Source organism: Shewanella mangrovisoli, from assembly GCF_019457635.1.
In the GTDB taxonomy this organism is placed as follows: domain Bacteria; phylum Pseudomonadota; class Gammaproteobacteria; order Enterobacterales; family Shewanellaceae; genus Shewanella; species Shewanella mangrovisoli.
The window spans coordinates 2,171,434-2,197,522 of record NZ_CP080412.1 but is presented as its reverse complement, the minus strand read 5'-3'; the positions used below and the strand labels follow the sequence as shown (position 1 = coordinate 2,197,522).

General features: G+C 47.4%; 23 protein-coding genes. 5 read left to right on the top strand and 18 right to left on the bottom strand.

Translation table 11 applies throughout. The features are described 5' to 3' along the window. Window positions 1–82: 82 nt before the first annotated feature. Together kdsB and K0H60_RS09675 are read left to right on the top strand one after the other, a co-directional pair. Window positions 83–820: an 8-amino-3,8-dideoxy-manno-octulosonate cytidylyltransferase KdsB gene (gene kdsB, locus K0H60_RS09680; protein WP_011622622.1), complete on the top strand. Its 738-nt coding sequence runs from the start codon at window positions 83–85 to the stop codon at window positions 818–820. Window positions 821–848: 28 nt separating this feature from the next. After that, window positions 849–1,085 (top strand): DUF2897 family protein, encoded by a 237-nt coding sequence (locus K0H60_RS09675; protein WP_220058003.1) that lies wholly within the window; start codon window positions 849–851, stop codon window positions 1,083–1,085. Between the two features lie 370 nt (window positions 1,086–1,455). Here K0H60_RS09675 and K0H60_RS09670 read toward each other — a convergent pair whose 3' ends face one another. From K0H60_RS09670 to K0H60_RS09595, 16 genes are all read right to left on the bottom strand, one after another. Further along, window positions 1,456–1,818, bottom strand: coding sequence for a GNAT family N-acetyltransferase (locus K0H60_RS09670; protein ID WP_220058002.1), 363 nt, complete (start codon window positions 1,816–1,818; stop codon window positions 1,456–1,458). A gap of 75 nt (window positions 1,819–1,893) precedes the next feature. Beyond that, the gene (locus tag K0H60_RS09665; RefSeq protein WP_220058001.1) at window positions 1,894–2,421 is read right to left on the bottom strand and encodes a hypothetical protein; all 528 of its coding nucleotides are present in this window, start codon (window positions 2,419–2,421) and stop codon (window positions 1,894–1,896) included. Between the two features lie 65 nt (window positions 2,422–2,486). Then, window positions 2,487–3,170 carry a hypothetical protein gene (locus K0H60_RS09660; protein WP_220058000.1) on the bottom strand — a complete coding sequence of 228 codons (684 nt, stop codon included), beginning with the start codon at window positions 3,168–3,170 and terminating at the stop codon, window positions 2,487–2,489. 88 nt (window positions 3,171–3,258) lie between these two features. Beyond that, window positions 3,259–3,651 (bottom strand): hypothetical protein, encoded by a 393-nt coding sequence (locus K0H60_RS20545; protein ID WP_258405808.1) that lies wholly within the window; start codon window positions 3,649–3,651, stop codon window positions 3,259–3,261. Between the two features lie 89 nt (window positions 3,652–3,740). Continuing rightward, window positions 3,741–4,133 (bottom strand): ankyrin repeat domain-containing protein, encoded by a 393-nt coding sequence (locus tag K0H60_RS09650; RefSeq protein WP_220057999.1) that lies wholly within the window; start codon window positions 4,131–4,133, stop codon window positions 3,741–3,743. 491 nt (window positions 4,134–4,624) lie between these two features. Continuing rightward, window positions 4,625–5,059, bottom strand: coding sequence for a hypothetical protein (locus K0H60_RS09645; protein ID WP_220057998.1), 435 nt, complete (start codon window positions 5,057–5,059; stop codon window positions 4,625–4,627). 115 nt (window positions 5,060–5,174) lie between these two features. After that, window positions 5,175–5,540, bottom strand: a complete 366-nt coding sequence (locus tag K0H60_RS09640; protein WP_220057997.1) for a hypothetical protein — start codon at window positions 5,538–5,540, stop codon at window positions 5,175–5,177. A gap of 238 nt (window positions 5,541–5,778) precedes the next feature. Continuing rightward, entirely contained in the window at window positions 5,779–6,801 is a 1,023-nt protein-coding gene (locus K0H60_RS09635; protein ID WP_220057996.1) for an IS110 family RNA-guided transposase, read from the bottom strand. A gap of 868 nt (window positions 6,802–7,669) precedes the next feature. Further along, the gene (locus tag K0H60_RS09630) at window positions 7,670–8,257 is read right to left on the bottom strand and encodes a cytochrome c3 family protein (RefSeq protein ID WP_011626281.1); all 588 of its coding nucleotides are present in this window, start codon (window positions 8,255–8,257) and stop codon (window positions 7,670–7,672) included. Between the two features lie 8 nt (window positions 8,258–8,265). Continuing rightward, window positions 8,266–8,751, bottom strand: coding sequence for a nitrate reductase cytochrome c-type subunit (locus K0H60_RS09625; RefSeq protein ID WP_011716901.1), 486 nt, complete (start codon window positions 8,749–8,751; stop codon window positions 8,266–8,268). 10 nt (window positions 8,752–8,761) lie between these two features. Then, window positions 8,762–11,251: a nitrate reductase catalytic subunit NapA gene (gene napA, locus K0H60_RS09620; RefSeq protein ID WP_220058142.1), complete on the bottom strand. Its 2,490-nt coding sequence runs from the start codon at window positions 11,249–11,251 to the stop codon at window positions 8,762–8,764. Window positions 11,252–11,253: 2 nt separating this feature from the next. After that, complete coding sequence (locus tag K0H60_RS09615) at window positions 11,254–11,511, bottom strand: chaperone NapD (protein WP_089067898.1); 258 nt, start codon at window positions 11,509–11,511, stop codon at window positions 11,254–11,256. A 44-nt stretch (window positions 11,512–11,555) separates the two neighbouring features. After that, window positions 11,556–11,714 carry a periplasmic nitrate reductase, NapE protein gene (locus K0H60_RS09610; protein ID WP_011716898.1) on the bottom strand — a complete coding sequence of 53 codons (159 nt, stop codon included), beginning with the start codon at window positions 11,712–11,714 and terminating at the stop codon, window positions 11,556–11,558. A gap of 727 nt (window positions 11,715–12,441) precedes the next feature. After that, entirely contained in the window at window positions 12,442–16,323 is a 3,882-nt protein-coding gene (gene hrpA, locus K0H60_RS09605) for an ATP-dependent RNA helicase HrpA (RefSeq protein ID WP_220057995.1), read from the bottom strand. Window positions 16,324–16,451: 128 nt separating this feature from the next. Further along, window positions 16,452–16,868: a CBS domain-containing protein gene (locus tag K0H60_RS09600; RefSeq protein WP_220057994.1), complete on the bottom strand. Its 417-nt coding sequence runs from the start codon at window positions 16,866–16,868 to the stop codon at window positions 16,452–16,454. 250 nt (window positions 16,869–17,118) lie between these two features. Continuing rightward, window positions 17,119–18,150: an isoaspartyl peptidase/L-asparaginase family protein gene (locus K0H60_RS09595; protein ID WP_220057993.1), complete on the bottom strand. Its 1,032-nt coding sequence runs from the start codon at window positions 18,148–18,150 to the stop codon at window positions 17,119–17,121. Window positions 18,151–18,270: 120 nt separating this feature from the next. Here K0H60_RS09595 and K0H60_RS09590 point away from each other — a divergent pair, with 120 nt between their 5' ends. Beyond that, complete coding sequence (locus K0H60_RS09590; RefSeq protein ID WP_220057992.1) at window positions 18,271–20,127, top strand: autotransporter assembly complex protein TamA; 1,857 nt, start codon at window positions 18,271–18,273, stop codon at window positions 20,125–20,127. Next, on the top strand, window positions 20,124–24,443 hold the full coding sequence (locus K0H60_RS09585) for a translocation/assembly module TamB domain-containing protein (protein WP_220057991.1): 4,320 nt from the start codon (window positions 20,124–20,126) through the stop codon (window positions 24,441–24,443). The genes K0H60_RS09590 and K0H60_RS09585 overlap by 4 nt, the downstream gene beginning before the upstream one ends. Before the next feature lie 101 nt (window positions 24,444–24,544). On the opposite strand, the gene rplY is transcribed toward K0H60_RS09585, so the two are convergent. After that, on the bottom strand, window positions 24,545–24,832 hold the full coding sequence (gene rplY / locus K0H60_RS09580) for a 50S ribosomal protein L25 (RefSeq protein WP_011622605.1): 288 nt from the start codon (window positions 24,830–24,832) through the stop codon (window positions 24,545–24,547). Window positions 24,833–25,144: 312 nt separating this feature from the next. On the opposite strand from rplY, the gene K0H60_RS09575 reads away from it, so the two are divergent. Beyond that, entirely contained in the window at window positions 25,145–25,579 is a 435-nt protein-coding gene (locus tag K0H60_RS09575) for a hypothetical protein (RefSeq protein WP_220057990.1), read from the top strand. Here K0H60_RS09575 and mepK read toward each other — a convergent pair. After that, window positions 25,530–26,078 carry a peptidoglycan L,D-endopeptidase MepK gene (gene mepK, locus K0H60_RS09570; protein WP_011622603.1) on the bottom strand — a complete coding sequence of 183 codons (549 nt, stop codon included), beginning with the start codon at window positions 26,076–26,078 and terminating at the stop codon, window positions 25,530–25,532. The genes K0H60_RS09575 and mepK overlap by 50 nt on opposite strands. Window positions 26,079–26,089 lie beyond the last annotated feature (11 nt).

Sequence of the window (26,089 nt, the reverse complement as noted above, 5' to 3'; positions counted from 1 at the left end):
GCTCTCAAGCAGATGACAAGGGCTCGTTGTGAGCCCTTTTGTCTATCTACACTGCATATCTTTGATAAATTAGGATAATTTAATGAATGTGACTCTGTTAATCCCGGCGCGTTACGGTTCAAGCCGCTTCCCGGGCAAGCCCTTAGCCCCGATTAACGGCAAGCCGATGATCCAACACGTGTACGAACGCGCGTCGTTAGCCAAAGGCCTCACCAATATTTATGTTGCAACCGATGATGAGCGTATTAAAAGCGCCGTAGAAGGTTTCGGTGGCAAAGTAGTCATGACCAGCCCTGATGCCGCATCGGGCACAGACCGTATCAATGATGCGATTAACCAATTAGGTTTGAAGGATGACGATCTGGTCATTAACCTTCAAGGCGACCAACCGCTAATCGACCCGACTTCCATCGAGCAAGTGATCAGCCTCTTCGAACGTCATCCCGGCGAGTTCGAAATGGCGACCCTCGGCTATGAAATTGTCAACAAAGCCGAGCTCGACGATCCTATGCATGTGAAGATGGTGTTCGATAACGACTACTACGCGCTGTATTTCTCCCGCGCACGTATTCCCTTCGGCCGCGATACCAAAGATTATCCAGTTTACAAGCACTTAGGCGTGTATGCTTACACCCGTAGATTCGTGCAAGCCTTCGCCGCCCTCCCCTTAGGTCGTCTCGAAGATCTGGAAAAGTTAGAGCAGCTACGCGCCCTAGAACATGGCCATAAGATCAAAGTCGCCATCAGCGCCTTCGACTCAATCGAAGTTGACACGCCGGAAGATATTCGTAAGTGTGAGCAGCGTTTAGCCGTTGATTAATCAGGCCCTTGCTCAATAAGGAGTTGCCATGTCGAGCTTAGAAGTGTGGATCATTATTATTTTGGTGGTCGGGGTGATTGCCAGCAATCTTGCCGCACTGAAATACAGTGCCAAATTCAAACTGCCACAGTTTGGTCAGCACGATAAAGAGAAACAGTTAAAGACCGATAATCGCGCCAATCCCTCACCCGATGCCGATAAGTCTGCGGATGTGACAATTGAGAATGGCGATAAATCAACCCAAGTTGAGCAAGATAAACCCTAAGCGAATGGCTTTACTCCCCAGATTTATTCTTCAAAAAGGCGCACTAGCGCCTTTTTTATGGGAGAGAAATAACGTTTCAGCCTAGCTTGGCGTATACAACCAACCTTTCACAGCAAAGATGAAGCATTGAATAATAAAGATTAATACTCGCCACTAAAATGCGTTGGATAAGAACGTGCCTCACGTATTGAAGTTTCATACAAGCCGAAGCAAGACGCGTGGAAAGGAACAAAGGCGTGTCAGGACGTCAGCTGTATCAGGTGAATTTCGGGTAAAAATGTCTATGGGGTAACGCCTAAATTTAGCGCGGAAAACCGCGCAGTGGGTTGACGCGCCACCAACGCTTTTTGCTAACGATAAAATTTGATTGTTAGGATACGGCACGGCTCATGTAGTAAAACCGATCATCTTCACTTGTTAAACCAAACCCTTGTCTCTTATACAAATGAACGGCAGGGCTATTTTTAAACACTTTAAGCTTCAAAATGTGAAAGCCATGCTCTTTAGCCAGACGTTCTGCCTCAGCAATAGCGATTGAGCCAATCCCACGATTCTGGTAACTCTGATCCACTTGTAAATCTCGTAACCAGCACGCTTCAATGTCAAAAGATAATCTAACAACACCAACAAGCTTTTCTTCAAACAAAATATCAAAGTTCACAAGCTCTTGTGTCATTTGCTCAATTTGAGCTTGATCCCAATCTACATAGTATTGTGCATAATATGGCCGCATATTCGACAGAGTAAAGTATGCTGCTTTTGCTAAATCCTTAGCCAGTCTAATCTAGTCTCCTAACGCCTGCACTTGTTAACCCTTGCTTGCCACAATATTGAATATGGTAGATTCACCAATGTTAAGGCTGTTGGTAATAAAGAATGCCTCTACCTTTAAATCAAGAGGTATTTGACGCGATGGGTGCCCATCCAGCCACGCAAGTAACAATGTCATTTTCCCATCTTTATACTCACCAACTAGCGGAACGTCAGGAAATATAGCATCCGGCAACAGCCCCTCTTTAACACGGAAATAGACAGCAAATTCTTCAATTGAATAGGTCGATTCTTTCGGCAACGAGATTTCTAACAGGATAACCCCTGCGTCATCGCACGAGCAGCCTGATTTAGCCAAACCTCTTGTGATACTTGAAACCTTGACTACCGGAGCTGGAACTTTTTCCCAGTAATCTCCTTTCTCACCTTTTTGAGCTGGTCCAGGATGTTCTTCCCAGCCTTCCAAGGTGGGTTTAAAAAGGTCCGCACCTCCAAAGGAACAAGCGAATGTAGATTGGCTAAAAGCAGTAAATACAAGAATTAAAAATATGCTTAGATGCTTCATAATTCTCCTAGGGGGTTAACGCCTACAGCGTAGGTTTGTCCTGCTGGCTGTAATTGTTAAGCGCTTTATGTTGATTGTTTTGCATGCCAAGCATAGTACCTTTCGCTGCTACTCCAATTGGAAACAGTATTGCCCTCTAAAGCTTTTATTGCATCCCTCAAAGGCTCTGTAAGAGTTGTGTTAAAGTTACCGACTAGCCGCCCATTTGAAACATAAACATATTTTTTTTCGAAAAGATCGTCACAGCCTAATTTACACATTAGGGCTGCAACATTCCCAAAATCCAGCTTTTCTTCTGTGCTGCATTTTGACCTTTTCTTTATATGCGCAGCCACTAACATGTTTTCAGGTAAATCACGGCTACATAATATGCAAGGTGCGTGCTCGCGACCATTTAACAAAAATGCTCGGAGTAGTGATTGTTCAGCACGACGTTTTGTCACTGAATCAGGGTCAAGATCGAGATCCTCTATAGCTTTAGGCAAAGCTTTAGATAAGTTATTTGCCTGATCACTGACTTCAATATTTTTGTTAACTATGAACGAAGGCGCATTTGGAATATCAGGATTTGACATTCTTGCACCATAACCTTGTTGAACGAGAGCTTCTAATTGTTCAAGGTTCTTTACCCGCACATAATCTGCCTTGTACCTGGTACGGGTTGCGACATACATTCCATCCTCGTGTAGATGAGGAAACAAAGGAGTGCCTTCGTATTCTCCTCTACTGACTTTAGCTTGCAATGACATTCTGTTTCTCTTTTACGCTTAACGACCCGTGCATGCGCGCGAACTTGTGAGCGTCGCTGCAGCCGCAGGTTGCAAATGACGCGGCTTGTTATAAATCAATCGCCGTGATTGTTGGTTCATCATCGTATGTAACTATTTCAACAAAATCGTCGTCTGATACAACCGCAAAATGACAATATTTCTCTTTGTCCATAGAGCGATCTCTTTCTTCATAACAAAAATTGATTAACTCCGTGTCAAACAACTCGAATATGAAACTGCTAGCAAATACAGGCCCTTCAAACTGACTCTGGAATCTCAAAAGATCGCCTTCATCCATTACCCTGAATAAAGTAGGTGATCTAAACATAACGACATAAGAACTATCCAGTTTTCTGTATTCAATTTGGATTGTTAGTAAACCATAAGAGTATGAAAGATTGGCTAAAAATCTGTTCTGACCTAGATGTTCTTTGAGTCCTTTCCATGGTTCAACGTGCACACATCTCTCCTGATTTATAACGCCCGCCACAAACGCGAGCAACTTGTTGCGAGTCGAGCGCCCAAAGGGCGCGCTTTTGATGGCGATTGTTATATTTGCTTTGCGCCACTTAGGTACCCAGTAATTAACTTTCTATTGTGTTCATTTAAACGAGGCATAGAGCATTCAGATAACCTTTGTTCCGCTGTTTTACCCGAGGTATCTGTTAAGTCATGTTTAGCTCCGTTAACAATAAGCAACTTCACGATATTAGGGAAGCCTGCAGTGACTGCTCTGATTAGAGGTGTTGTATCAGAATAACTAGAATTTAAGTCAGCACCGGCTTTTATGAAAAGAGAGACTATATCCTCAGCACCACACTGAATTGCCATAATCAACGGCATGCCATTTGGATTCGCCCCAGCAGCAAGCAACTCTCGAGCTGATTTGACGTCACAGTCTGCCGCCTGAATTAATGAATCATCCAATTCCTTTTGACTCAAAATTTAACCTCGATACTGAACTTAACTCAGCCGACGCGTAGCGGTCGGCTGCAGTTTCTTGTTATATGGCCTATCGCAAGCGAACATGTTTGGCCACTCTGTTTTGTAGTAACCGGACAAGCTCAGGGTCCATTCGGTCATAGTTATCTGGTATATCTAGGCACACAAGCTTTTTTCCATGAAGCAAGTCTTTGAATTTCTTTGAGACCTTATTCCTGTGGGTCTTTTCCATGACGATTATAACGTCTGCCCACTCAACCAAATCTCCGCTTACGACCGTCTCGGCGTCAGCATTCGTTCCTGCTCCTATTGCATTGACCCCTTCGTACTGAGAAAAGACTTCTTCTCCAGTCGGGCTCCGCAATCTATTCTCACTGCATACGAAGAGCAGGTTCATAACTTTTCCGCCATATAACGCAAAGCACAACGGCGACGAGCCGCGCAGCGGGTTGACATCCCAGCGGCCGGCAGGCTGCGCGTGATGCGTATTCTTATGTTTCATTTACTAGGGCCGCTTTTAAACCCACATTATTAATAACCGCAACCCGAGATAAGCCTTTTACAAAACGATCGAATGCGGCAGGTTCTACCTTAAATGAGAACGAAGCGGCAAAACATACCTTCTCTCGAGGATAACGCGTACCTCTAGATACGATTTGTATAGCTGCAAGTATGCGCCCAGAACTATCAATGCAAGAGAACTTAATATCGAAGTAAGACAACTGATCACTCTCACCAGAGCAAAACTGAACGCGATCCTCTCGTTTCTTGGGAAAGCCAATCAGTTGTGCGCAAAACGCTTGAAACTGGGCTTCGTTAACGTAGCAATCGGCAGTACCGGCAAAGCCGCAACTTTCGCCCTTAACTTTTAGTTTCAGCAAATCATCTATTTCGGATAATTGCTCAAATTCCAAATGTTCACTCATGACTGTCCTGAAACATAACGCCCTGTTAATTGGCAAAATTTAGTTGGCTATAATCTTGAGCGGAGCGAAATCAGCCAACTGAATTTTGCCCACTATTCAACAGCTTGTTATATGCCTAGCTGCACCATTCCGCTAAAACATCGCTTGAAGAGCAACCATGCATTTTCAAGTCTAAAGGATCCACTCCAAATGCAAGCGCAAACTCCGGCTCCCCTTCAATTGTTATCAACCAATTAATGCCTATTCTAGCTATTCCCCAAACGGTCGCGGGTTTATATGATTCGAAATCACCACCTTCAATTATTGTCGACGTAACTTCAACTAAAACTGGGTCAATGACAGATTCAAGCAACTGTTCCGAAAGCTGTTTGACATACTCCTCATAGCTCCTTCCTTTAGGAGCAATAACTTGAGGTTCACAGCTTTTCAAAGAGGCCTCAATCTTCGTGATGGCGTCGATTCTATTCATGGCATATAACATCTATGGACACCCCGTTTTTTGCAAGAGAAATCAGACGATAACAAATGTGGTTTTGCAGCCATCTATTCGGATTCCTTGTAAGAGACTTGCTCTTGATCCCCGATGAACTTCGCTGGCTTGGCTCTAATCATTTTATCGTTTTCTAAGAAACGATGTTAGGCACAGAATTTCCAAGTCACGGTCTAACCTGTATTGTCATCACTTGCTTTCACTTAGCAAAACTGGATGTACTTTTCACTTAATAGGTTCGTTCTACGCTAAAATTTTCTTCTTTGGCCAATACAGCCCAAGAGATACGAACCAGTTTATTAGCTAACGCTACAATCACTTTATTTTTATGCATTCTCTTGAGCAACGAGGTTACCCATCCAAAGAACGGTTTTCCTTCTTTCAAATGTCTCATCACTGCTCTAGCACCATGGATAAACATACGTCTTAAGTAGGTATCTCCTCGCTTACTGATACCTAGCAGCAGTGACTTACCTCCACTCGAGTGCTGACTTGGCACTAATCCCATCCAAGCGGATAACTGGCGCCCTGATGAAAACGCTTTTGCATCACCAATACTGGCAACTAATGCGGATGAGGTTAGGCGACCAACACCAGGGATACCCCTGACCTTCTGACACTCATCACTGACTTCACTCGCGAGATCTATCTGCTTATCCAAATATTCCGCATACTGTTCAAGCTCTCTTAAACGTGTTTGCATTAATTTAATGTGCCCAACCAGCAGCTTTGGCAACTGATACTCTACCAAGCTAAAACCTTCTCTAAACCATTTTCTTAGCTGAAATCTTCCTGCAGGAACACTCACACCAAATTCTTGAAGGCTTGCCCTGATTCTATTGATTAATGCGGTACGGTCTCTGATTACGCCTTCTCTTTCTCGATGAAGCAGCAATAAAGCTTGTTGCTCTTCACTTTTAACGGAAACAAATCGCATCGTTGGTCGGCGAACAGCTTCACAAATCGCTTCAGCATCAGCCATATCGTTCTTATTTGTCTTTACGTAAGGCTTTACATACTGAGGTGGCATGAGCCTGACTTCATGGCCTAGCTTCCTTATTTCTCGAGCCCAATAATGAGAACTGGCACAGGCTTCCATTCCTATAAGACAAGGGGCTATATTGCTTAAAAACTTAATGACTTTATTTCTTCTTAAGGCTCTATTTACTAGTTTTTTCCCTGCCTTATCAAACGCACATAATTGAAAAACTGACTTGGCTAAATCAATTCCGATTGTATAAATATCACTCATGACGGTCTCCTTTTAAACTGACTTTCTCAGTATAGGAGGGGTGTCCATTTCATTATTTTATTAGTGCGCATGCGCGTTTACCTCGTTGAACCAATGAAAACGCGCACGATTAAGTATCTGTATGCAAAGAACTTATCAGCTTTCTGCCAAATACACCATCTGGAAAAACGCGCATGCGCGTTTTTCAAACCTATTAACTAAAAGTCAGCCACTATAGTCATTTGATTTTATAGCGTTTTATTTATTGCAAATGGAGTTAATGCACACTGATTTTGTCTAAAAATCATACCGAAACACCTAAATTTAAATATGACTGTATACCCGTACATTGTTAGCCGATTTATGGTAGAACCAAACATAGGTAACTAGATGAGAATTTGTATGGCAACTGGAGTGGGAATTTTCGATTGAGCTAACGAACCGAAATCAGGAATGGGGCAATTTCTTTTTAGCTGAGCTAACAGCTAGAGGGATAGCTAGGATTGGCATTGTTGCAACAGTGACCGTTGGCGGCATAGCAGCTCTTTTACATCTGCCCCATAGGGATATGGGAAATGCCACTATGATGTTGGGAACATCATTGGCCATGTGAACGCGACATTCGTACATCCATATACAGCAGATGCCGTCATCGAGCCTATAGGGATGCTTCTTATGAAATAAATAGGCGGCGAGTCACTGGGGAAACAATGACAATTCATCTTGCACACCTGACGACAAACTTATCTAGTTTTAGGGCTGAAACGAGCCAGAAAAGGCGATAGCGAACAAAATCCCACCTTATGCGGCATACGCTTTATCTACGCCATAAAAAGGCCAAGTGTGGAGAGCACTTGGCCTTTGGCTGGAGATGGAATGTGAGTCGAGTTTAGAAGCCTTCAACCCCTGCCATATCGGGAAGATGATGGGCAATCCCCTTATGGCAATCGATACAGGTTTTCTCACCACTGGCCAAGGATGTCGAGTGCATCTGGGCGGCGCGTGGCGACTGTCTGGTAAAGTCCATGTAGGTAAAGTTATGGCAGTTACGGCACTCAAGCGAGTCGTTTGCCTTTAACCGCTCCCATTCATGTTCGGCCAGCTCGCGACGTTTGTTCTCAAACTTTTCGCGGGTATTGATGGTACCAAACACTTTACCCCACACTTCTTTCGATGCCTGCATCTTACGAGCAATCTTATCGGTCCAGTTGTGCGGTACGTGGCAGTCAGGACAAGTCGCACGCACACCACTGCGGTTCGTGAAATGGATAGTCGACTGTAACTCTTGATAGACGTTATTTTCCATTTCATGGCAACCGATACAGAAGGCTTCTTTGTTGGTGGCTTCAAGCGCGGTGTTAAAGCCCCCCCAGAAGATCACCCCCGCCACAAAGCCACCTAAGGTTAAAAACCCTAAACTGTAGTGCACACTCGGACGATTGAGAACTTGCCAGATCTTTTTGAGTTTATCTAACATGCTGACTCCTAGTGTGTTTTCTGCTCAGTGTTCGCTTTAATCAGATGATCCATATCCACAAAGTCGTTCTCGACCAGTAATTTGGCATCCAGTTGCGGCACATGGCACTGAGTGCAGAAGTAACGTCTTGGCGAAAGCTCGGCTAAGAAGTTGTTATCCCTATCCATATAGTGAGTCACGCTGACCATAGGCGCTTGGGAGTCCCCCGTGCGGTGTCTGGCATGGCATGACATACACTTGTTGACCTTAAGATCGAGCTGATAGCCGTCGATCTTGTGCGGGATAACTGGTGGCTGCATCGGGTAGTTACGCATCTCTTTGATATCTTTGTTCAGCACCGCCTGCATGGCGGGCGGAGTTGGCTCAACGTTGATTGGCGCCTGACGCAAAGTATCGATTCTGTCCTCAGGAATACTCGCCGCAGTCACGCTGGTCATCATCAGGGTGGAGAAGGCAAGCACACTGAATGCTGAGACTAATTTGAATGTTTTCATCCTGTACTCCTTATACCTTGACGATTTTCACGGCGCATTTCTTAAAGTCGGTTTGTTTTGACAGTGGATCTGTCGCATCCAAGGTGACTTTGTTAATGAGCTGACTGGCATCGAACCAAGGTACGAACACGAGTCCCACAGGCGGTTTGTTGCGGCCACGGGTTTCGACACGGGTTTTAATTTCACCGCGGCGAGACACCACGCGCACTTCGTCACCACGGCGTAAGCCGCGTTTTTTCGCATCTTCTGGGTGCATAAAACACACTGCATCGGGGAAGGCACGATAAAGCTCTGGCACGCGTTGAGTCATCGAACCTGAATGCCAATGTTCGAGCACCCGTCCGGTGGATAACCACATATCGTATTCAGTGTCTGGCGATTCTGCGGGCGGCTCGAAGGGCAAGGCGTAAATCACTGCGCGGCCATCGGGTTTACCGTAAAACTCAAAGCCTGAGCCAGGTTTGACGTAAGGATCGCTGCCCTCACGGAAACGCCATTTGGTTTCTTTACCATCGACCACCGGCCAGCGAATACCATGGGCTTCGTGGTAGGCATCGAAAGGTGCTAAATCGTGACCATGGCCACGGCCAAAGGTGGCGTATTCTTCAAACAGGCCTTTTTGGACATAGAAGCCAAAATATTTCGCTTCGTTGTTTAAATACTTAGGATCGGTATCGGCCAGCGGGAACTTATCGACATTGCCGTTTTTGTACAGCACTTCAAATAAGGTTTTGCCCTTAAATTGTGGATTCGCCGCTAAGACTTCCTTCGACCAGACTTCGTCGGTCGTAAAGCGCTTAGAGAACTCCATCAACTGCCACAGATCCGAGTGGGATTCGCCCGGCGCCTGCACCATTTGATGCCAGAATTGAGTACGACGCTCGGCATTACCATAGGCGCCCTCTTTCTCAACCCACATGGCGGTTGGCAAAATTAAGTCCGCAGCCTGGGTCGTGACTGTGGGATAGGCATCGGATACCACAATAAAGTTGGCAGGATTACGATAGCCAGGTAAGCCTTCCTCGTTGATGTTCGGCCCCGCCTGCATATTGTTGTTCACTTGCACCCAATAGCAGTTCAAGTCGCCATCTTTTAAGCGGCGGTTTTGCTCTACGGCGTGATAACCGGGTTTTGGCGGAATAATGCCACTGGGGATCTTCCAAATTTCTTCGGCGTGTTTTCTATGCTCTGGGTTTGTTACCACCATGTCGGCAGGTAAACGGTGGGAGAAGGTTCCCACTTCGCGAGCCGTACCACAGGCAGAAGGCTGACCGGTTAACGAGAACGGGCTGTTACCGGGCGTTGAAATCTTACCTGTCAGTAAGTGAATGTTATAAATCAGGTTGTTACACCATACACCACGGGTATGTTGGTTAAAGCCCATGGTCCAGAAAGAGGTGACTTTCGTCTCGGGATCAGCATAGAGTTTGGCCAATTCGATGAGTTTAGCCTCAGGCACACCCGACATCTTGCTGACCTTCTCCACCGTATATTCGGCGACAAAGGCCTTAAAGGTATCGAAATCAATCGGAGTTGAATCCCCTGCCGTTTTCACGTTCTTGGCTTTCTGCTCCAGCGGATGGGTTGGACGTAAACCGTAGCCGATATCCGTAGTACCTTGGCGGAAGTTCACGTGCTTCTTCACAAAGTCCCAGTTCACTTTATCGTTTTGAATGATGTAGTTGGCGATAAAGTTCAGGATGGCTAAGTCGGTTTGCGGCGTAAATACTATAGGTAAATCTGCCAAGTCGAAGGAGCGATGTTCAAACGTCGATAAAACTGCGACCTTCACATGGGATGCGCTTAAACGGCGATCGGTGACCCGAGTCCATAAAATCGGGTGCATTTCAGCCATGTTGGAACCCCAAAGCACAAAGGCATCGGCCGCTTCCATATCATCGTAACAGCCCATAGGCTCATCGATACCGAAGGTACGCATAAAGCCGACAACGGCAGACGCCATACAGTGGCGCGCATTCGGGTCGATGTTGTTAGAGCCAAAGCCTGCCTTCATCAGCTTAACCGCGGCATAGCCTTCCCAAACGGTCCACTGGCCCGAGCCAAACATCCCAACCGCGGTCGGGCCTTTGGCTTTTAAGGTTTCTTTCCATTTCTGCGCCATGATATCGAAGGCGCTATCCCAACTAATGGGAGTGAATTCACCGTGCTTATCGTACTTGCCATCGGTCATTCTGAGCATTGGCGTGGTTAAACGATCGCTGCCGTACATAATTTTCGACAGGAAGTAACCTTTAATACAGTTAAGGCCGCGGTTTACTTCGCTGTTTGCATCGCCGTGGGTGGCAACCACTTTGCCCTCGCGGGTCGCGACAATCACGGAGCAACCCGTACCACAGAAGCGGCATGGGGCTTTGTTCCACTCTAATTTGGTTTGTTCTGAGCTGGTGATTAAGTTGCTCGCCGATGCCGGCAGCGCTAAGCCCGCTGCGCCCGCTGCTGCAATCACCGCATTGGCTTTGATAAAGTCACGTCTATTCATGTTCATTCTTCACCCTCTTCGAGCTCTTCACTCTGGTGGTAAACCATAGTGGCGGACAAGACGCCAGGAATGGCATTAATCTGTTCGATACCGTCCATCAAGGCACGTTGGGAGTCACCTTCAAGTACGACGACGAGTTTCACTTCGTTATTAACAGAGAGTTCGGCATTTTCAATCGCCATAATGTGTTGCCTAACATCCGCCATTTTGTGTGGCATGACTTGCACCACTAGACTCGTGATATGAAGCTCTTTGCTCATCCGACACTCCGCTTATTCATGCTGTTGTTATTATTCTTTAGGCCTCAACCTGCACCCGGCGGGCCGGTGAAGATTTGGCTAAACCATATGGCAAATCCCAATCCACTCACCAACAACACGGATAAGAGGGGGGCGAGAAATACGGTTAAAAAGATAAAAATTTTCAGTTCTAAGGATTTTTCTGCTGCGCTGTTAGCACTCATGCGTCCTCCAAGAGGTTCGTTCCTGTGATGGATTGCTCTGACCAATGCAGGATTTATAGGTATCTCAATTACATCTTTGATCCACGAAATGATCATAGCGTTAAGGTGTTAACAAACTGTATACCTCCAAATCGGTAAACCCTTTGATGCTTGATCCAGATCATCAATTTGGCGATAGATTTAGTTAGATCATGGTTTTTAAGCGTTTTTTTAGATTGTAAATCGATTGATTGGTTATATTTTTTTATTAACCAATTGCTAAAGCATGGAAAAGAGAGAGGCGCTAAGCAAGGAAACCGCACAAAATTTAAACAAAATATTCCTTAAGGAGTATTGGGAGATGGTAAAGGAAGGAACAAATTACCAATTATCCACGGCAAAATCGGTTTAACATCTGCGTCAAGGCGTTAACTCACTCAAGATACTGCTAAATCCTCTAGCGTATTGGCTAACTGACCCATCAATTTTTAGGTCTTTTAAAAGTCGTTTCGGCTAATTTATTCGCCACCAGCTTTGTCCTTTGGGGTTAGCGACCTGCGATAGCCTGTAGCGATAGCCCATAGTAAAAATCTACGCAGTAAGTACAAGTTTGTCGCGGCTAATGGTAGTTAGGTGAAAGTGGGCAATAAAAAAGCCGAACCCTAAGGTTCGGCTTTTAATGCTAAAGATGACGCGTTGCGCTCAACTCACTGAATCTACAGATTCAATCAGTAATGTATCAACATCATTAACTCAGCAAGATATGGTTTAAAATACGCTTTTCCGAGATGGGATAAGCCGTTCCCAGCGCCTGTGCAAAGCAAGACACGCGGTATTCTTCAATCATCCAACGGGCTTCAATCAGTGCCGCAGGCACGGGTTGCGAGCGTGGCACCTTAGCAAGCTGCGCCGCTAAGGCCTCCTGCACTTTAGTGATACTCTGCATATGCAAACGGTCACGGGTCGGATCCACGGGCAACTTGTCGATACGGGTTTCAATCGCCTTTAAGTAACGCGCCACATCCGCTAGGCGATTCCAACCACAGGCTTCGACGAATCCCTTGAACACTAATTGGTCTAATTGACTTTGAATATCACTCATCGCAAAAGCGATATCTAAGCTAATTTTGCCCTTGGTCCGCTTTTTAATGCCTTGGTAGAGCGTCAAAATTTGCTCCACTTTTAGGGCGATTTGCTCGGCGGTAGGGTTCAGCTCTTGGCGCACCCAATCCTTGGCCTGCTCGAACTGAGCAGCATCGCGCACATCCAGCGCCTTTTCATCGAGCAATTGCTGCACGGCTGCGGTAATGATGTCATCAATCAGAATTTGCACTTGACCAAATGGATTGAAATACATCGCCAGTTTTGCCTTGTTAGGCAGTGCCTGTTGCAGGTGTTTTACCGGCGATGGAATATTGAGTAACAACAAGCGACGTAGACCCTGACGGTGCGCCGCCTGCGCCTCAAATTCATCATCAAATAATTTGATAGCAACTGAGTCTTTATTGTCAATTAGTGCAGGGAAAGCCCGAACTTGATAGTTGCCCTTACGCTGCTCAAATTGTTTCGGTAAGTCGCCAAAGGACCACTCGGTGAGCGCTTCCTTTTCAATCCCCTTATCCGCCACTTGACGAATCGCCTTAGCGACCACGCCCTGTAACTCGGCCTTTAGGGTATCGAGTACCCGCCCCTGAGCCACTAACTTGCCCTTGTCGTCCTCAATCTTAAAGTTCATCTGCAAATGCGCGGGCATCTGCGTGACATCAAAATCTTCAGGATTAACGCGCGTACCACTCATACGCAAAAGCTGTTTGCACATGGCATCGAGTAAACTGGCGCTAAAGGGCTGCATCGCCTGCACGCAGGCGCGGGCATAATCGGGCGCAGGCACAAAGTTACGTCTCAGCCCCTTAGGTAAAGACTTAATCAGGGCGACGCATTTCTCCTCACGCATCCCCGCCACCAGCCAATCGAAATCCGTATCATCGATTTGATTGAGTAGCGCCACTGGAATATGCACAGAAACGCCATCATCACTCGCCGCGGGGTCGAAGTGATAACTCAGTTGCAGGCGGATATTACCCTTATGCCAAGTGTCAGGGAAATCGAGCGCCGAGATATGATCGGCACTGCGCTGCATAAGCAGTGACTTATTAAAATCGAGTAAATCGGGCTGAGTACGGCGCGCTTCCTTCCACCAGCTAAAGAACTTAGGCGCGTTATAGATGCCTTCGGGAATGCGCGGCTCGTAAAAGTCCATTAACACTTGTTCATCGACCAAAATATCGCGGCGACGGGACTTGTGCTCGAGTGCTTCGACATCCTCTAATAGCTTTTGGTTAGCGATAAAGAAGGCTTCTTTGGTCTGTAATTGCCCTTCGGCAAGCGCGCTACGGATAAAGATTTCCCGCGCTTCAACAGGATTTATCGGCCCGTATTGCACGCGGCGGCGATGCACCACGGTCAAACCGTAAAGCACTTGGTTTTCAAAGGCAATCACACTGCCCTGTTTGGCCTCAAAATGCGGCTCTAAGTGATTCTTTTTAATCAGATGCGCCGCTAACGGCTCGAGCCACTCAGGCTCAATTTTGGCGCAGCAGCGGGCAAACAGCTTAGAGGTTTCGGTGAGCTCCGCCGCCATGATCCATTTCGGGCCTTTTTTCGCCAGCGGTGAACCTGGGAACACAAAAAACTTACGATTGCGCGCACCTAAGTACTCGTTGTTATTGTCCTTAAAACCGATATGACTCAGCAGACCCGATAACAACGCACGGTGCAGCGCATCGTAGTTGGCTGGAGTGTCATTTAAGCGCCACTTTAAATCGTGAACCGCTTGTTTTAGCTGAGTATATAAATCCTGCCATTCACGCACACGCAGGTAGGCTAAGTACTCGTCGCGGCATTTTTTACGGAACTGGCTGGCGGATAATTCCTTTTGCTGCTCTTTTAAGTGCTGCCATAGATTCACCCAGCTGACAAAATCAGAATGGGGATCGGCAAAACGGCGATGAGCCTCATCGGACGCCTGCTTTCTATCCATGGGGCGCTCACGGGGGTCTTGAATCGACAGACCCGCCGCAATCACTAGCACTTCCTGCAAACAGCCCTGCTGATGACTCTCCACCACCATACGAGCCAGACGCGGATCCACCGGGATCTGCGATAACTGACGCCCAAGCGGCGTTAACACAATATTGCCCTTCTGCTGCTTAACGGCTTGTAATTCCTCAAGCAGTAAGAAGCCATCGCGAATATGGCGCGGATCGGGCGGCTCAATAAAGGGGAACGCTGCAATATCGCCAAGACCGATGGCGAGCATCTGTAAAATCACCGAGGCTAAGTTTGTGCGCAGGATTTCGGGATCGGTAAATGCGGGACGACTGTTAAAATCCGCCTCATCGTATAAACGAATACAAATACCCGGGCCAACACGGCCGCAGCGGCCTTGACGCTGATTGGCACTGGCCTGTGAAATGGGCTCTATGGGCAAGCGCTGCACCTTAGTGCGATAACTGTAACGGCTGATCCGCGCTGTCCCTGGGTCAATCACATAACGAATACCAGGGACTGTCAGCGAGGTTTCCGCCACGTTCGTGGCAAGCACGATGCGACGCCCAGTATGGTTGCTAAACACCTTGGACTGCTCGCCGTAGGAGAGGCGCGCATATAACGGCAAAATCTCGGTATCGCGGTAATTGCGACGATTTAACTGCTCGGCGGTATCGCGAATTTCCCGCTCGCCGTTCATAAAGATCAGAATATCGCCCAAGCCTTCGGCGACTAACTCATCGACGGCGGCAAAAATCCCTTCGATTTGGTCGAGATCCGCTTCGGTATCTTGCACTAGCGGGCGATAACGGGTTTCCACTGGATACGTCCGGCCAGAGACTTCGATAATAGGTGCATTATTGAAATGCTTACAAAAACGCTCAACATCGATGGTTGCCGAGGTGATGATGATCTTAAGATCGGGGCGTTTTTTCAGAATTTGCTTGAGGTAACCCAAGATAAAGTCGATGTTGAGGCTGCGCTCGTGCGCCTCGTCGATGATGATAGTATCGTATTGCTCTAAATAGCGATCCGAGGTGAGCTCCGCCAGTAAAATCCCGTCGGTCATCAGCTTGATATAGGATTCGCTCTTTAAGGCATCGGCAAAACGCACCTTAAAGCCCACCACTTCGCCGAGCGGACTTTGCAACTCTTCGGCAACACGTGTCGCCACGCTGCGCGCCGCTAAACGCCGTGGCTGGGTATGACCAATAAAGCCGCGGCTACCAAGGCCCAGTTCTAAACAGATTTTTGGGAGCTGAGTGGTTTTACCCGAACCGGTTTCACCCGCGATGATCACCACTTGGTTTTCACTTATGGCTTTAGCGATCTCTTCGCGCATGCCGCTCACGGGCAAATTATCTGGGTATTGGATTTTCGGGCGCGCCTTAAGACGCTGCTCGACCTTTTCGAACGCTGCTTGCGCCTGCTCGGCAAGTTTGGCTAACTCTTGGGTTTTCTTATCAGAATCGGCTTCTTTATTGAGCTTAAATAAACGGCGGCGGATCCGCGAGGCATCACTTTGAAAGCACTGCTTGAGAAAGTCGCTCGATAGCGGATGTTTGTCAGAGTTCAAAACCAAATTCCATTGCTAGCATCGAAAACAGCGATCCTAGCAAGGAACGGGACGTATTGGTACGACTAATTTGGCCTCAAAAGGATGAAAAACAGGCAAATTAATCACCTTTTGAAGGGCTTAGCGCTTAGAGCTTAGGCGGGTGCTAAGTAACATTGCTGCATATACACATTCATGGCACGCAGCACATTCGTGCGGTTAATGGTACCAACGACTTTGCCCTGCTCGACCACGGGATAAATCTTAGGTTTAGAGCCAAGCATTTGCTCTGCTAATTGCAAAATGCTGTCATCGGGACCGACATACAAGACTTCGGTGCGCATACAATCTTTTACCACTGAGGTCATATCACAGTGATAACTGCTTTTAAGCATCACGGCTAAACAATCTTGCTGGGATAAAAATCCCACTAAATCGCCGTTATCATCCACGACAGCGGCACCCATCTTGTTGTTGTCTAACAGTTTTTCAACCGCAGTGGCCAGCGACATATTGGTGCGTAGCAACACGGGCTGACGATCCATATGGTCGCGTATTTTTATTGAATCCATAGCAATCTCCCCAATCTATCCTTTACCAACTCAACACACCTACGCTTTGAGTCTAGTCAAAATCTCGCAACAGGTAAGCGATTAATACCGATTGGAGTTATCTATTTGCCTATCAGAATGGATATTGGGTGAACAATAAGTGCGATTTAGTGGGCCTAAATTGGATCTTAAAACACCCTTTGTGAGGGTAACGCGTTGAGGATATGAGCCTTAGCGCTCGCTTCACGTGCGCTAAGGCAATTGATATGGATTATTGGTCCTGCCAAATCATCACTTGGGCAGGCTCGCCATTACTACGGGTAGCGCGGTACATGCCTTCGGTGTTAAATGGCGTGGCAATATTGCCTCTGTGGTCGACCGCAATCACACCACCAGAGCCGCCAGCGGTGATAAGGCGTTGATTAATCACTTCATCTGCCGCTTGAATAATGGATTTTTGCTGGTATTTCACCTTGGCGCAGATATCGCCCGCCACTTGGTAGCGAATAAAGAACTCACCGTGGCCAGTAGCCGACACGGCGCAAACGCCGTTTTCGGCATAGGTGCCCGCCCCAATCACGGGCGAGTCCCCAATGCGACCAAAACGCTTGGCCGTCATGCCGCCAGTCGAAGTCCCCGCCGCTAAGTTGCCGTTTTTATCTAAGGCGACAGCGCCGACGGTGCCAAATTTATAATCGAGATCTTTCATCTCAATACCTGCAATTTGATCTGATTTTTCAGCCGCCTGCAGTTTTTGTCTGGCATCGAGCAATTGCTGATAACGGGCATCGCTATCGAAATGGCTGTTAGGTTCCAGTTTAAAACCTTGGGTTAAGGCAAACTCCTCGGCGCCTGCGCCCGAGAGCATCACATGCTCAGACTTATTCATCACGGCTAAGGCCAAATCGATGGGATTAGCGATATGGCGCACGCCCGCTACGGCGCCCGCATTCATGGTTTTACCATCCATAATGGAGGCATCTAACTCGTGGCCGCCATCATAGGTGTAAACCGAACCGACACCAGCGTTAAACAGCGGGCTATTTTCTAATACATTGATGGCAGTTTGCACCGCAACTAAGCTATCGCCGCCCTGCTCGAGCACTTTTGAGCCTTTATCGACGGCTTCTTTAAGCTTGTCTTTATAGGCCTGACGCAGCTCTGGCGTGAGGTTGGCCTTAGAAATGGTGCCCGCGCCACCGTGGATCGCAATGGCAAAAGGTTTTTCATTCGCATGGGTATTTTGTGACATAAAAAGTGCACTCGAGAGAATTAAACTAAAGGTGGCTAATTTTATTTTCATTATTTACATCCCCTTAAACAGTAGCGTCCTTTGTAACCATTTCAATGACTAATTTCAATCATCTCCTTGCCTGTTACCTCCATTCTGGCGACAATGAAACCACATCACAGGGATATTAAAGTGCAGCGATTCTTGCAAATAACGTCATTACCTTTTCGTCTTCATTTGCTTGTTGGTCTGAGTTTAGTCACATCAGGGACTATGGCCGCCGATAACTTTTTAACGCTTTCTGTCAACGGGGTCGACGAAGCCCTAAAGCGTAACATTCTCGCCCACTTAGGTGCGATGCCAGACTCCGAAGTGCAGCGGCGCGCCTTCTTATTTAACGTGGAAGACAATGTCTCCACCGCCCTCGAGTCCATGGGTTATTACCATGGTGAAGTGGAAGAACAGTTACTCGAAAAGGACAAAGGCCCGTGGGAACTCAAGCTCACGGTCAAAGCGGGCGAACCGGTAAAGATCCAATGGGTCGACATTAATTTTTCCGGCGGGATGCTCGACGACCGCGCCTTCGATAAGTGGCTGGCGGAGGTCAATATCAAACCTGGGGATACACTCAACCATGGGGTGTATTCCGATGTGAAATCCCAACTGGTGACGCTTGCCTTGGCTAGAGGTTATTTCGATGGCGAATTCACCGAGTCACAGATCAAAATCAACCGCGATTTAAACACGGCGCAAATTAGCCTGCATTTTAACTCCGGCGTGCGTTACCACTTTGGTCAAGTGAGTTTTGAAGGCCATAGTTTAGAGCCGGACATTCTCTCTAAGCTTATTCCTTTTAAGGAAGATGCGGCCTATTCGACCCGCCGTGTCAGTGCACTTAACCGCCAATTGTTGGATACGGGTTATTTTGCCAATATCAAGGTCATCCCACAGATCGATCAGGCCAAGGACAATCAGCTTCCCGTAAAAGTAGAACTCACGGATAAAGCCAGTCATTCTATCGAGTTAGGTCTTGGTGGTGACATAGGTCAAAGCGCGGATAAAACCTTCGATCCCAGGGTACGGGTTACTTGGCGTACGCCACAGATCAATAAATACGGTCATTCCCAAGAAACCAGTTTGGAATGGTCGCCTGACAGGCCCAAGTTTTTAACCACTTATACTATTCCGCTGACTCATCCCTTAGACGATCAACTCAAAATTCGTTTAGGCCTGCTGCGGGACAAATACGGGGTCACCCAGATTTACGAGCCCGAGAACCGTGATTTTCGTAACACGGGCCAATTGGAGTCGACCAAGTATTTGCTCGGGCTACTTAGGCAACAACGCTTAGATAATCAATGGCTCATGAGTTATTCCCTCGATGCGATCCGCGAGGAATATACTCAATCTGATATCGATTACAGCCCCAGTTTTTATCTGGCGGGAATTAACTTTTCTAAAACCACCCGTGGCGATAACTCACTCGATCCTAAGTCCGGCTTTAGGCAAATATACAGCCTAGATTATGCCGATCCTTATCTGGGATCAGAAACCCGCCTTGCTCGTTTACAGGCCAAGTTTAAGTGGATTGATACCTTTTTTGATAACCACAGAATCGTGGCGCGCATGGATCTCGCCGCCAACCTAGCCAATGAAAATGAGCTGGCCTTTATTCCACCGTCACTGCGCTACTTTGCCGGTGGCGACCAAACCATCCGGGGTTATGGCTATCAAGAACTTGGGCCCTATCTCGATTACCTCGATGCAGATGGCAAAGTTAATCGTGAGGTTATCGGTGGTCGCTATCTCATGGTAGGCAGTTTGGAATATCAATATTACGTTACCCCGACTTGGCGTGTTGCCACCTTTGTGGATGCGGGTAACGCCTTTGATAACAATCAGTTTGAGCCTGTGGTCTCTGTGGGTGGCGGTATCCATTGGATCTCCCCCATTGGCCCAATTAAGTTAGATCTAGGGGTTGGTTTGAAAGAGACAGACACCATTGACCGTTCATGGCGCATTCACTTAACCATGGGGACAGAGCTATGAGTCAGCCCCCAATTCATGAACCTAATGCAACGGCTCAACAAGAGAATCAAACGTCTGAGCAATCCTCTTTGGCGCAAAACCCAACATGCGTGCAGCCCAAATCACTTAAGCTGCGCATTTGGCAAATATTTAAACTCTGCACGCGGATTATTGTTTACGTTCCCTTAAGTCTTTTGGTGTTAACGGCATTACTGCTAGGGACTGAAATTGGCTCTCGGGTAAGTGTGGGTTTAGCGGATAAGTTTGTGCCCGATCTGGCGCTCACCTACACCTCAGGCTCCTTAAATAAAGACCTCACTTTAGCCCACGCCAGTTGGTCGATGGATGGGATTAAGGTCGAACTCAAGGATTTACACTTAGCATGGCAACCCACATGTCTGCTGCAAAAACAGCTGTGCGTGAATGCTTTAACGGCGAGCCAAATCGATGTCAATATCGATACCGAGGCCTTAAGCTCAGGTTCCACTGAAGTCGACGTCGCCCCCGAAAATGATGAGCCGAGTGAACTGGTTTTGCCCTTTGGCATCAAACTCGACAGCGCCGAACTGAATAACATCAATATTGCGGTCGATAAGATGCGCTTTTCGGCAAATCATATTCAGACCGCCGCCACTTGGTTTGCCGAAGGACTGACGGTCGAACAGCTTAGCAGTGAAGGCTTAGCCGTGTTAATTCCTACCGACGACAGCCCTGCGCCAGACACACCAGCCACAGCTCCTCAAGGCGCAGGCACTCAAGCTACAGGAACTCAAGTCACTGACACTCAAATCACAGGCACACAAGTTACTAACACTAAGGCAGCCGAGACAACTGCTGCGGCAGCGACTACGCCTCCTCAGCCTGAGACAGAAAAATCAGCAACCGCAGTGGCGACTGCAAGTGCTAAAGCTTCAGCGGACAAGCCCAGTGTCGATAAGGACTCGGAAAAAACTTCCACAAATCCTCAAGCGGATAAACAAACGGATGAAAACGCCGATAAGCAAGCATCTACCGAGCAATGGGCACTTGCCCATTTACCACAGGTTTTTATGCCTTTCCCGGTGGATGTTAAGCACCTCAGTTTAGACAACAGCCGTTTACAGATTGGTCCGCGCGAAGATCTATTTAGCCATATTGAGCTTCAAGGTCAATTTGCCAAGTATCAGTTAACCCTAGAAAAACTGTTGCTTGCCCATAGTTATGGCGAAGTGTCTGTGGTGGGCCAACTCACTCTCGAACAGGACTATCCGCTCGCGCTTGAGGTTCAGGCCAATGTCACTCAGGTTGCCGAGTTGCCAGAACTGACCCATCAACAATTAAGCCTAACCCTTAGCCAAAGCGTCGGACAGCTGGGGATCCATGCCCTTGCCAAAGGGGATGTGGATTTTAGTCTCAATGGACAATTGACCCTCAAAGATCCCACGCTGCCCTACAAGGTCAAACTGGAAAAAGTGCGCGCACAGTGGCCGCTGCAACATGCCGAGTATCTCGTCAGCGACCTCAATCTCGACAGCCAAGGCTCCCTCTCCCAACAAGCAGCGACGCTCAATGGAAATGTCATCACACCTTTCCATAAAGTGTTAGCCATCAGCAGTGAGCTTCATCATCAGGATGCAAAGCTCGATATTAAGCAGTTTAATGCGAAGGGCGAACTAGGTTCGGTCGATGTGACTGGTGAGCTAGATTACGCTAAGGCGATCACTTGGAAAGCCAAGGTATTACTCGATAACCTGAAATTACAGGAAATCACTCTGCCTGAAACTGCACAGACTTCAGGATCAACACCTACAAAGGACGCTAAAGCGCCGAGCACAAATACCGATAAGCCGGCGCCTGCCACAGTAAATGCTCCCGCTCCTGCAACAACAACCGCAGCTGCAACTACAAATGCAAAAGCAACTACAAGTGCAAGTCCAAGTGCAACGAGCAGCTTGCCAAACAGTTTAATCTCGGGCCAATTGCAGACCACCGGGCGCCTGTTAGATAAACTGTGGCAAGTGGCTCTAACGGACACCCAACTGTCAGGCACAATGCAGGGTTATCCGTTTGATATCACAGCCGATGTCAGCATCAACGATAAACTGTATATCAGCGCTAAAGGCGTAAATGCCAAGGTACTGGGATCCACCTTAACCTTAGCGGGCGAAACCAACAAATCCTGGAACCTCGAGGGCAAGCTGCAAGTCCCCGATTTCGGTTTATGGTTGCCCCAAGCCAGTGGCCAATTACAGGCCGATATCAATGTCACAGGGGATGAAAAACATCCACAGGTAGAGTTAACCGCGCAACTGGTCGATCTTGTGCATCAAAATATTAAGCTCAGGGAGTCAACACTCAAGGCTTACTATAAGCCTTTGGATGCCCATGAGTTTGCCCTATCACTCAAGTCCAAGGCGCTACAACTCGGCTCACAGAGTTTAGATACAGTGACTTTAGGCAGTAAGGGCGATATTCAAAACCAAAAACTCACCCTCAGCGCCACAGGGGATCTTGGACTCGAGCTTGGCGTCACTAGCCAATACGATATGAAAAAATCCCAACTGCAGGCGCAGGTGAATAAAATCAACTTGGCAACCCCCGTCGGACGCTGGGAGATTGATAAGGATATTCTTGTCGCCTGGGATCAAAATAAGTCCAAAGGCAATATCAGCCCCTTCTGTCTGGTCAACCCCAACAGTAAGGTTTGCCTCGATAATCAAGTGACGATTGGCAAAACTGGCGAGGCTCAGCTCAGCTATGCAGGTAATTTAGGTAAACTATTAGTGCCTGTATTACCAAACAATATGCAGTGGGACGGCGGTTCTTCACTCTTGGCAAACTTTGCCTGGGCGGCGGGACGTAAACCCACGGCCAATGTCGACTTTAATTTTACGCCCGGTAGCATCAAGCTTAAACGGGCCAAAAACCGTGAAGTCACCATTAATTATCAACAGCTTGATTTTAAAGCTAACTTAGATGCTAAACGACTCCTCTCATCGATTAGCTTTGAATCGGAAGATGTCGCCAGTTGGCAGAGTGAGGTCACGGTCAACGTTACGCCAGACAGAACCTTGTCGGGTTATGCCAATATCAAGCAAATTAACCTGCAACCCTTGGGTGAGTTTTTCCCGCAGCTCAATACCCTCGAAGGCTTGCTGACCAGCAGATTAAACTTTGCCGGCACTTTAGATGCCCCAGAGGTTTCGGGCAATGTGTCCCTAACTCAAGGCGCCCTCGCATTGACGGCCAACCCGACGCTTATTAATAAAATCGATATGTCGATGGACTTGGGTGGCCAACAGGCATCCCTCAAAGGCCGCTGGATGATGGGCAATGGTTTGGGGCGTGTTACGGGTGATATGCGCTGGCCTCAGGGCCAATTCAGTGGCGAGCTTGCGATTAAGGGCGACAAATTAGCCGTGATCCAACCGCCACTTGCGCTGCTTGATGTTTCGCCCGATCTCACCATCGCCTTTAGCAGTCAACAACTCGAAGTCAAAGGGGTTGTCGATGTGCCTTCAGGTAATATCAAAATCGTCCAGCTCGCCGAGGGCGGTGTTGCCCTGTCGGAAGATGTGGTCTTCGATGATTCGATTGCCGCGGCGCAACCGAAAGCCAGTCCCTATGCCATAGTGGCGGATCTAAACATTAATGTCGGTAACGACTTAAAAGTAGATGGCATGGGGCTTAAAGGTAAGCTACAAGGAACCTTAAAACTGCAGCAACAGGCGTTTCGCCCACCACTGCTGTTTGGCGATATTAAAGTCAAACAAGGCAGCTATAAGTTTATGGGACAAACCTTGAAAATCCGTACCGGTGAAGTGCAGTTTGTCGGACCAACATCCGTGCCTAACTTAAATATTGAAGCGATTCGTGAAATTAAGAGTGAAGATCTGGTCGCGGGCGTCCGTGTAACAGGTACGCCTGCCCGCCCGGTGGTGACCCTGTTCTCTAACCCTGCTAAGGAGCAAGCGGAGATCCTGTCTTACATTATCAAAGGCAGCGGCTTTAACAGCAGCAATAACGAGCAGAATAATTCGCTGATGATGGGGGCTGCACTGGGCTTAGGTTCACAAGTCGGCGGCGGTGGCGCCATCAATAACATTGGCAGTACCGCCACAGGGATTATTGAAGAGTTTGGTTTCTCGAACGTACAACTGGACACCAACGATGAGGGCCGCGTGGCGATCAGTGGCTTTATCGGTGATAACCTGATGGTGAAATATGGCGTCGGGGTATTTAACCCAGGGTACGAGATGACGGTCAGATACTACCTGTTATCACAACTCTATCTGGAAACGGTATCGGGCACCTTAGGCCAATCCCTCGATATCTATTACAACTTCAATATCAAGTGATACTCCCCCGCGTAGCCATGTTGCGCGGGGATACTTTTGTACGTTAAAAAACAGCCACAAAAAAAGCGCCCTATAGGCGCTTTTTTGCTTCAATCACGCGATTAAGCGTAAACGAAGTCAACGTGCTCGATCATTGGCTTGAACGCGTGACGTTGCATAGCTTGTGCACGAACACCTACTTCTTTGCCATCTAAAACGATAGTCACAACAGAAGTGTAGAAGTCTTCGTTAGTTTGAATGTTGATGATGTCTTTGTGATCAAAAACAATAGAAACTGGCTCTTTGCCTGCGCCGTAGATAACAGCAGGAACTTTACCTGCATGACGTAGGCGGCGGCTCGAACCTTTCCCTATTTCAGTGCGGGTTTGTGCTTGGATAGTGTAAGACATGTGTTTCTCACTTAAATTTAGAGTAAAAACCGTCACCATTTTCGACCAATGGTGACTCATATAAAGCGCGCGCATACTAACACAGTTACTCGGCAGGTACAAGAACAGCCCCACTCTTAAACCTGAATGATACCGAGCGGCTATCGTTATAAATCACAAAGAGTATTTATTGAATTGGAAAACTTGTTTGTAGCCTGTTACATAGCCGAAGCGGCTTTGATCTGAATCAAAAAACACGCGATCTTGATCACACTTAAGCCCGTCTATGCCTGCTAAGCTCGGGCAAATTTTGTCACTTCAGTCTTGTCAAACATGCGTCACGAGCTGTATTTATTGCAACAAGAAAATCGTCTTTCATGCCAATTAGCCCGTGAACTCGTCTCACTTATCGAAACGGTACCCTATCAGCAGACCACAATCGAATTGAAACTGTTAGAGCTGCTCGCCTGCACTCAACAAAAAAATCGCAGTTTGCTGATGTTGATGCAGCTTTGTGAATCATCCGCCGTTGAAGGCCAACGACTCAGGCAATTTAAGTTTTCACAGTGCCTCAATCAGCATGTGAATGACTGGCAACAACACAGGGAAATGAACAAGCTTGGGCAACTCTTTTTGCCGCTGTTAAAACATTATTTGCAGGATATTCAAGCACTCGAGCTGCAGTTTTATCAGCAGCTCTCAGTACAAAACGATAAGACTACCAGTGGCGGACTGGGCCACAGTCAACATGCACAAAGCCCGACTTAGGATAATAGCCCACCCCTCCCAATTTAAGCGATAACGCCGCATCACGAAGGGTTTTTAGGTTCACGCCCGGGATAGCGATGTCCATTGCCATGCCTTGCATATGATAACTTTTCTTTGCCACCCCACTGCTCTTACCCGCCAACATGGCGTTGGTCTTGGGCGAACGATAGCCTGAAATCACATGGATTTCGTTCTCGGTATTGAGGGTGCTCTTAAGGGTGTAAAGCAGATCGAATAAGCGTTTATCCATGGGCGCCGCCACATTTTGGCGATGGTCCCGCAGCAAATGACTGAAATCATTCAACACTTCGCTCTGATAATGGCCGTCAATCCAATAACTGCCATTGTTATGCTCGCCCGTGTGGCGATTATAGAGGCTGAGATCGCGAACCCCTTTGGTTGACCGACTTGCAAACGCTTTAGAAGGAATTAAAGAACACAATGCCACACCACTGAGGCCTAACAACAACTGCCTACGGGCAGGACAAAGTAACGTCACATCATCACCTT